Source organism: Methylobacterium sp. (genome assembly GCF_028290105.1).
In the GTDB taxonomy this organism is placed as follows: Bacteria; Pseudomonadota; Alphaproteobacteria; order Rhizobiales; family Beijerinckiaceae; genus Methylobacterium.
Genome location: NZ_JAQGKL010000306.1, coordinates 1 through 8,037 on the forward strand (window position 1 = coordinate 1; position 8,037 = coordinate 8,037).

At 69.8% G+C, this 8,037-nt stretch carries 9 protein-coding genes and 1 pseudogene; 6 read left to right on the forward strand and 4 right to left on the reverse strand.

Annotated features, from left to right (window positions below):
• Positions 1-266, reverse strand: a pseudogene (locus JWQ05_RS20180) (TonB-dependent siderophore receptor); the annotation flags it as partial.
• Positions 267-653: 387 nt separating this feature from the next.
• Here JWQ05_RS20180 and JWQ05_RS20185 point away from each other — a divergent pair.
• From JWQ05_RS20185 to JWQ05_RS20195, 3 genes are all read left to right on the forward strand, one after another.
• Positions 654-1,106: a cupin domain-containing protein gene (locus JWQ05_RS20185; protein WP_299662521.1), complete on the forward strand. Its 453-nt coding sequence runs from the start codon at positions 654-656 to the stop codon at positions 1,104-1,106.
• Positions 1,107-1,356: 250 nt separating this feature from the next.
• Entirely contained in the window at positions 1,357-1,875 is a 519-nt protein-coding gene (locus JWQ05_RS20190; RefSeq protein ID WP_299662524.1) for an FUSC family protein, read from the forward strand.
• A gap of 117 nt (positions 1,876-1,992) precedes the next feature.
• On the forward strand, positions 1,993-2,517 hold the full coding sequence (locus JWQ05_RS20195; RefSeq protein ID WP_299662527.1) for a hypothetical protein: 525 nt from the start codon (positions 1,993-1,995) through the stop codon (positions 2,515-2,517).
• A gap of 27 nt (positions 2,518-2,544) precedes the next feature.
• Here the strand turns inward: JWQ05_RS20195 and JWQ05_RS20200 are convergent, their stop codons facing one another.
• A complete protein-coding gene (locus tag JWQ05_RS20200) occupies positions 2,545-3,117 on the reverse strand; it encodes an SH3 domain-containing protein (RefSeq protein WP_299662530.1) in 573 nt (190 codons plus the stop codon).
• A gap of 294 nt (positions 3,118-3,411) precedes the next feature.
• Between JWQ05_RS20200 and JWQ05_RS20205 the strand changes: the two genes are divergently transcribed.
• The 3 genes from JWQ05_RS20205 to JWQ05_RS20215 all read left to right on the forward strand — a co-directional run bounded on the left by JWQ05_RS20205 (position 3,412) and on the right by JWQ05_RS20215 (position 6,108).
• Positions 3,412-4,416 (forward strand): D-glycerate dehydrogenase, encoded by a 1,005-nt coding sequence (locus tag JWQ05_RS20205; RefSeq protein WP_299662532.1) that lies wholly within the window; start codon positions 3,412-3,414, stop codon positions 4,414-4,416.
• A 154-nt stretch (positions 4,417-4,570) separates the two neighbouring features.
• Entirely contained in the window at positions 4,571-5,614 is a 1,044-nt protein-coding gene (locus JWQ05_RS20210; protein ID WP_299662534.1) for a sensor histidine kinase, read from the forward strand.
• Positions 5,615-5,685: 71 nt separating this feature from the next.
• A complete protein-coding gene (locus JWQ05_RS20215) occupies positions 5,686-6,108 on the forward strand; it encodes a SufE family protein (RefSeq protein ID WP_299662536.1) in 423 nt (140 codons plus the stop codon).
• A gap of 85 nt (positions 6,109-6,193) precedes the next feature.
• On the opposite strand, the gene JWQ05_RS20220 is transcribed toward JWQ05_RS20215, so the two are convergent.
• Positions 6,194-7,036, reverse strand: a complete 843-nt coding sequence (locus tag JWQ05_RS20220) for a DUF6456 domain-containing protein (protein WP_299662540.1) — start codon at positions 7,034-7,036, stop codon at positions 6,194-6,196.
• A gap of 210 nt (positions 7,037-7,246) precedes the next feature.
• Positions 7,247-7,681: a MucR family transcriptional regulator gene (locus tag JWQ05_RS20225; protein ID WP_299662538.1), complete on the reverse strand. Its 435-nt coding sequence runs from the start codon at positions 7,679-7,681 to the stop codon at positions 7,247-7,249.
• Between the last annotated feature and the right edge of the window lie 356 nt (positions 7,682-8,037).

Genomic DNA, 8,037 nt, shown 5'->3' on the forward strand with positions numbered 1-8,037 from the left:
TCGATCTGCTGGCGCCCGATCACCGAGATCGATTGGGCGGTCTCCAGGATCGGCGTGTCGGTCTTGGTGGCCACGCGGCTCTGCGTGGCGACGTAGCCCCGGACGGGGCCGACGGCCCCGCCGGGCTGGCTGCCCGCCGCGTTCCGGCCGATGCCGACGCCTTCCACCGACAGGGTGTCGAGGGTCACCGTGTCGCTGGCGTTCTGCGCCCGCGTCGCCGTGGGGGCGAATCCGGCCCAGGCCACACCGGAGAGCAGTGTCAGCATCAATCCGCGCTGCACGATATCTCCAGCGTCGCGAGAAGAAAAATCAAACAGAGAACCGAGCACGGCCAAGACCATTTCGTAGGAAGACGCGAGAGGTTTCGCGAGGCAGACGTTATTTGCTGCCAGCAACCGTCCGACGTCTTGGCAGGATTCGTTATCTCACTGCAAGATCTATGTTTTTTACTTATTCCAACGTGGAACTGCGATGGTCAATACGTATGAAGATCGCCGTTAATCCGCAGCCGACGCGAACGACGCGCGATGTTTTGGAATGGCCGCCGCGCGGCCGCTGCCGCCTGCCCCGGCACGATGTCGGGATGGGTCCGGCCGGACCGTTTTTCGGGTAATCTCTCGGCCGAACGAAGCCACCCGGAGGAGACCCGTCCCATGACCGACGCCAGGACCGAGGCCACGACCCATGCGACCAGCGAGGCCGGCCTGACGGCGCACGGCGTCTTCGACGTCGGGGAATATGCCCGTCGCCTGCCCGAGACCTCCGCCACCATGGTGGCGGATCATCGCTTCACCGACGATCCGGCGGCCAGCGCCCGGGTCTTCCGGGTCTACAGCCCGACCCCGCCGCACAGCCACGCCTCCTGCGACGAGTATCTCTACGTCCTGTCCGGACGCTGTCTGATGCGGTTCGGCGACGAGGCGCCCGTGGAGGTCGGCCCGGGCAAGCTCGTCTTCTTCAAGCGCGGGGTCGTCCACTCGGTGCCGGAGATCCTGGAGCACCCGATGGTGTTCCTCTCCGTCGACACGCCCCGGCGCGAGCCGCGCGACATCCGCTTCGTCGCCGAGGGCACGGGCACGCCGGACACGTTCATGCGGCAGTCCTGAGCGGAGCAAGTCCCGAGTGGAGCAGGTCTCCCCGCCCGACGTTCGTGGGATGCCAGTGGGGGGTGGTGGCCTGCCGAGGGACCGTGAGCCGCGAACCGCGCATCGCGCCTGCTTGTTAGGTCGAGACGGTTGTGGCGATGAGGGCTACGGGATGGCAGCGGGCCCCGTCGAAACGGGCGATCGGGACGACGTCCGGTCGCGGGCCGGGACCGCGCGCGCCGTCGAGCGCGACCGGACGCGGATCGGATGGTTGGCAGACCAACTCGCGCGCCTTCAAAAGCGTTTGCCGTTCGGCCACCGGCTGACGCGGGGCGGCGCGCATGGCGTGATGTCGGCCATCGCGGCCGTCATCGCCTACCTGCCGACGCAGGCTCTCGGCCTCAACGAGGGCTTCTGGGCCGCCATCACGGCGCTCGCCGTGGCGCAGACCGAATTCGGAGCCGCACGCTCCGTCGCGCGGGACCAGTTCGTCGGCGCCGCCATCGGCGGCGTGATCGGGCTCTGCATCTATCTGGCGGCCGGACCCGGCATCGCGAGCTACATGGCGGCCGTGCTGCTTTCGATCCTGGCGTGCTGGCTGGTGAATGTCGCGAGCGCCGCGCGACTGGCCGGCATCACGGCCACGATCATCCTCCTCGTCCCGCATCTCGGCACCCCGCAGCAGATGCTCGCGTCCCGCGTGTTCGAGGTGGGCTGGGGGATCTGCGCGGCGATCGGGACGGTCTGGGCGGTGACGCGCATCAATCGCCGCTTCGGAATCGGCGTGTAACCGCGAGACCCCGCGCCACGGCGTTCGAGGATCGCCGGCGTGCGGAAAGCCCTGCGCCGGGTCTTGCGGCGCGGTGCGCCCGCAAGCGCAAGGTTTTGTCCGTGCGAGACCTTGCGCGTGTCGGATCGTACGGCCTCCGGAACTGCCCGCGTCGCTTCAGGTTGCTATTGCGCCATGCGGATGGTGCAGGGCGAGGGAGGCGCGCACATGCTCGATGTTGGTCAGGATCAGGCGCCGGGTTCGGCGGCGTCGAGGCGCGGCGACCTGGCGGGAACGATCCGCGACGAGGCAGCAGGCTATGCCGAGAAGCGCAAGGCCGATGCCGCCCGGATCGTCTCCGACGTGGCGGAGGCCATTCGCGCCAGCGGATCGGGGTTTTCCGAACAGCCGAACGTGAAGGCGTTCTTCGATGAGGCGGCGGAGGGCATCGCGGAGTTTTCCGAGGGCATCGCCCACCGGACCTTCAGCGAGCTCTACGACGAGGTGGATGCCGCGGTCCGGCGTCGTCCCGGCGTCACCGTCGCGGCGGCGGCGCTTGCCGGCTTCGCGCTGGTCCGCTGGTTCCGCGCGTCCGGGATCCGGCCCATTCCCCGCTCGCGCGCGGTGGTCTCGGCCGACGTGTTCCCGACCCCGGAGGTGTGAGGAGCCCGGCGCCGGTCGGGCGCCCGGCTACTCGACCTTCTCGTTCGGGTAGACGCCCCAGAGACGGTCCTGGCGGATGTAGCCGTCGACGTCGCCGCGCTTCTGCGGCATGGCGACGACGACGCGGCACCAGGAGCCGGTGCAGGACTTGACGCTGCCGATGACGCCGGCCTGCAGGCGGGCCTCCTCGCCGGAACCGGCATCGGCCTTGGCGTAGAGCGGTACCGGGGCCTTGTCGCCGCCCTGGCCCGCGCTGACGATGGAGGTGCGCCGCCCCGAGAGCAGCGAGTGCAGCACCCAGCCCTCGGTGCCCTCGGAGTCGCGGATGCGGCGCCAGGTCTCGAACTCCGCCACGATCTCGATCGGCAGCCCGGCCCGCTGGAACACCCAGAGGGTGCGGTGATCCTTCGAGGGGCCCTCGCGCAGGTTCACCCGGTCGGTCTTCAGGCTGGCGTAGCGCGGCAGCGGCAGCTTCGTCACCGGGCCGAGCCCGACCTCCGGCCCGGCGCCGGGGGCGGGAGCGGCCTCGGTGCGTCCCGCGCACACGACTCCCGCGCACAGGAGGGCGGCGGCGATGGGAAGCAGGGCAGGCGCGCGCATCGTCCGGTGTCCTTGGCGTTGGCCGGTGCGGTCGATGGGTGACGACCGGCCCCGGCGTGCATTGTGTTCCGCGGTCTCTCTGGTAGAGAGGCCCATACGATTGAGAGGGTTCCGAGGTCGCGACAGCCTTCGGCTGCGGGCCCGGTCGTCTCGCCCGGTCGTCTCGAATGTCTTGACCGGTACGTGGTTAACGCGCGGTAAGCTGGCGGCGCCGTCATCCGCGTCGGGCATCGAGCCGGAAACCGGCCTTGCCCGACCCGCGGGCACGGTCGGCATCGTTCGCGGGGAGGGTGCATGTCGTCGTTGAAGCGCAAGCCGCTCGTGGTCGTCACGCGGCGTCTGCCCGAAGTCGTCGAGGCGCGCATGCGCGAGCTCTTCGAGATCCGTCTCAACACCGACGATGCCCCGATGGCGCCGGACGCCCTGATGGCGGCCCTGCGCGAGGCGGACGTCCTCGTGCCGACGGTGACCGACGAGATCGATTCGGGCCTCCTCGCCCAGGCGGGACCCAACCTGCGGCTGATCGCGAATTTCGGCAACGGCGTCGATCACATCGACGTCGCCGCGGCGCTGGAGCGCGGCATCACCGTCACCAACACCCCCGGCGTCCTCACCGAGGACACCGCCGACATGACCATGGCGCTGATCCTGGCGGTCGCCCGGCGCGTCACCGAGGGCGCCCGCATCATCCCGGAGGACGCCTGGACCACGGGCTGGTCGCCCACCTGGATGCTCGGCCGCCGCATCACAGGCAAGCGCCTCGGCATCGTCGGCATGGGCCGCATCGGCCAGGCGCTGGCCCGCCGGGCCAAGGCCTTCGGCCTGTCGATCCACTACCACAACCGCCGCCGGGTGCCGGTCCAGATCGAGCGCGACCTCGACGCGACCTACTGGGAATCCCTCGACCAGATGCTGGCGCGCGTCGACATCGTCTCGGTGAACTGCCCGCACACGCCCGCCACCTACCATCTGCTCTCGGCCCGCCGCCTCAAGCTCCTGAAGCCCGAGGCCGTCGTGGTGAACACGGCGCGCGGCGAGGTCATCGACGAGACCGCGCTCGCCCGCCTCATCGAGGCCGGCGACATCTCGGGCGCCGGGCTCGACGTGTTCGAGCAGGAGCCGGCGGTGAGCCCGCGCCTCGTCAAGCTGGCGCGCGCCGGCAAGGTCGTGCTGCTGCCGCATATGGGTTCGGCGACGCACGAGAGCCGCGTCGACATGGGCGAGAAGGTCATCATCAACATCAAGACCTTCATGGATGGGCACCGCCCGCCCGATCGCATCCTGCCCAGCATGCTCTGAGCGGCATTCGGTCGCTCGACGGATCGCATGCCTCCGCGCAGCCCGGCGCCATGCACCGCGTTCACAACGTAGGATCGGAACGGGGCCACCCCCGGCACGTTGACCGGCGCTGGCCATGGGCGGGCCGGCGCTGAAAACGGTGGATCGGAGTATCATGGCCGCGGACACACCGTCGACCGAGGCGGCATCGGTGAGTGGGATGGCATTGGGCGAGTTCCGGCGTTTCGCGGATTTCGTGCCCCTGATGATGTGGCGCGCCGATCCGCTCGGGGCCGCCATCCACCACAACGAATCCTGGCTCGCCTTCACGGGCCGGTCGCTGGAGGAGGAGCGCGGCCACGGTTGGCGCCGCGGGCTGCACCCGGACGACCTGGAACGCCACGCCGCCCTCGTGGCGAAGGCCTTCGAGGCCCAGGAGCCCTTCACCGCCGAGTTTCGCCTGCGCCGCCACGACGGGGCCTATCGCTGGCTCCTCGACACCGCCAAGCCCCTGCGCGAGAACGGCGACTTCGTCGGCTTCCTCGGCACCTGCTTCGACATCACCGACCGCAAGCATGCCGAGGAGCATTCCGAGCGCGCGCTGGTCGAGAAGGAAGCGCTGCTCGCCGAGGTCTACCACCGGGTCCGCAACAACCTGCAGGTCATGGTCAGCCTGATCGGCCTCTACGGCCGTGCGGCCCCCGCCCCCTGCCGGGGCAGCTTCGAGGCGCTGGGCCAGCGCGTGCGGGCCATCGCCCTGGTGCAGCAGCACCTGCACGAAGCCCCCCACATCGCCTCCATCGACCTGCGCGACTACCTGCACCGGCTCGCCTCCGGACTCGGGCAGCTGCGCCGGGCCGGGCGCATCGGGGTGGTGGTCGGGGGCACCGGCACCAGCCTCGTGGAGCCGCGCACCGCCAACGCCCTCGGCATGATCGTGGCCGAGGTGGTGTCCGAATGCCTCGACACCACCGCCGAGACCGTGTCGTGCGGCATCGAGATCCGGATCAACGCGGTGGCGGGCGGCCCCGTGCGCCTGAGCATCGTCTCGGGCCCCGGCGCCGGCGTCGCACCGGGCAAGCTCGAAGTGCCCAATCTCGGGCCGCGCCTGATCGCGGCCTACGCCTCCCAGGCCGAGATCGCGGTGCGGGGCGTCGGAACGGCGGGCGAGCCGCTGGAACTGCAACTCCCCGAGGTCCTGGCGCGCGCCTCGACCTGAGGGTCGCACCGGCCCGCGCGCGGCCTATATGCGGGGGGACGCCCCGCCCCGACACGAGCTCGCCCCCGACCATGCTTCCGCCCATCGAGACGATCATCGACAATTTCGGCATCCTCGACGAGGGGACGGACCGCTACGAATACCTGATCGAGCTCGGCCGATCCCTGCCGGCCTTTCCGGAGGAACTCCTTACGGAGGAGAACCGGGTCCATGGCTGCGAGAGCCAGGTCTGGGTGGATTCCCGGGTCGACCCCTCCCAGGCCCCGCCCCGCCTCCACCTGCAGGGAACGAGCGATTCGGTGATCACCAAGGGCCTGATCGCCCTGGTGATCGCGCTCCACGACGGAAAGACCCCCGAGGAGGTCGAGAAGGTCGACGTGTTCCAGGTCTTCAAGCAGATCGGCCTCGGCGCCCACCTGACCTCGAAGCGCTCCAACGGCGTGCGCGCCATGGCGGAACGCATCCACCGGGACGCGGTCCGCCTCGCGGCCTGACGGGGCCCGGCGCGAACGCTCCCGTCCTTCGGGAGAGAGTGTGCGTCGCGGCCAAGACGGCCTGGGCGATGTAGCGGAGCCGGTATCAACCCCGCGAATGCACCGGCGGCTCCGGGGCGCGCCAGAGGCGCATGCGTCCGCGATCGGGGCCGATCGCCTCGCGTTCCAGGCCATAATGCTCGGCCAGCCGCGCCAGCGCGATCCGGGCCACGACCTTGGCCGAGCGGGCCGGCCAGCGCCGCTCCGCCTCGATCCGTTCGAGACCCTTGAGGAAGCCGCAGAGGTCGATCAGCAGGCCGGAGAGGTCGATGCCGACGGCACCGAGGGCCGAGCGCACCCGCTGGCGCGCGGCCAGCATCGCGTCGGAGCCCGCGCTCGGGTCGCGCGGGCCCGAGCCGTCCACCGAGACGCCACTCCAGTCCTGACCCATCCGGGGCATCAGCGAGGCCACCGTGAGGTCGCGGCGCAGGCGCTCGCCCGCCTCGAAGCAGGCGGCGTCGATGAGGGGCACCCCGTCGCGGTCCCGCCGGCGGGCCATCCAGGCGAGCGGGCTCTCGGAGGCGTCGCGCACGGGGCGGTCGGGCTCCGGCACGTCGCCGACGAGGTCGAGATGCTGGGCGAGATAGGGGCTGCGCGCGCCCGCCTGTTCCCGGCGCAGTCGCGCCCGTCCGGCCGGGCTGATCGTCAGGCGTGCCCGGCGCCCGCCCGCCTGCTCCGCGAGGTCGTTCGCCAGCAGGTCCGCCCCCGCCGCTTGCCGGAACCGCCCGCCCCCGAGGGAGATCCCGGCCCCGCCCTCCCGCACGATCCAGCCTTCCGCCTCGGCCGGGTCGGCCAGCGCGTAGGCCCCCTCCTGGGACAGGGCACGGAGCAGCCGGGACGCCTCGGTGCTCAGCGTGGCCGGCCTGCGACGCACCGGGCCGGTGCCCATCGCGACGATGTTCCGAGTCGTGTTCATGATATGTTCCATTACGCACGGTCGCGGCTTCGGGTGCCGTCGAACGATGATAAGGGAAAAATATCCTAGATCAAGACTTGACGCCCAATCCCGGCTTGAGCTGGCGCGCCTGTGGACAAACCGGTCCCGCGCGGCCCTCGGTGGGGCTCTGCACGGAACCGGCGATGTGACGGTGGACGCCGATCAGGCGGCTTCGTCGTAGTTTCCGTTGCGGGTCTGGCCGAGGCCGATCGCCTTGGCGAGGTCCGAGCGCGCCTTGGCGTAGTTCGGGGCGACCATGGGGTAGTCCGGCGGGAGGCCCCACTTGGCGCGATACTGCTCGGGGCTCATGTCGTACTTGGCGCGCAGGTGGCGCTTGAGCGACTTGAAGGTCCGGCCATCCTCGAGGCAGACGATGTGGTCGGCCGTGATGGACTTCTTGACCGAGATCGCCGGCTGCAGCGGCGCGTTCGGGGTCTTGGTCTCGACCTGGCCGCTCGCCACCTGGGTCAGGGCGCCGTGGATGCGCGCGATGAGCTGGGCGAGTTCGCCGGGGGGAACCGGGTTGTTGCTCACGTAGGCCGACACGATGTCGACGGTGAGTTCGACATAGTCCGCAGAATGTTCGATGTCGTTCATATCTGGAAAAACTCTCCTGAAAGCGATGAGCCTACGGTGACCGGCACCCCGAACGTTCCCGTTCGGGTCCATGCCCGGTACAGGGATCAGATCCGCTGCTTCACCCCGTCGCTCGCATCCGCAGTATGGTACGCAGCAACCTCGCCCGCCACGACATCGGGATAGGATATTCCTGATGATGTCGCAAGAGTGTTTCCGGCAACTTCGCTAATCTTGATCAAGTGGAGTGAACAATATTTCTAGTGGTTCGGATTCTAGACGTGTTCCAATCTTGTGCACGCCTTCGACCGTGGCCGTGTATCACGGACGTATTGACGCAGCCGGCGGCTTTCGCCCCGGGCGATCATTCGCATCCC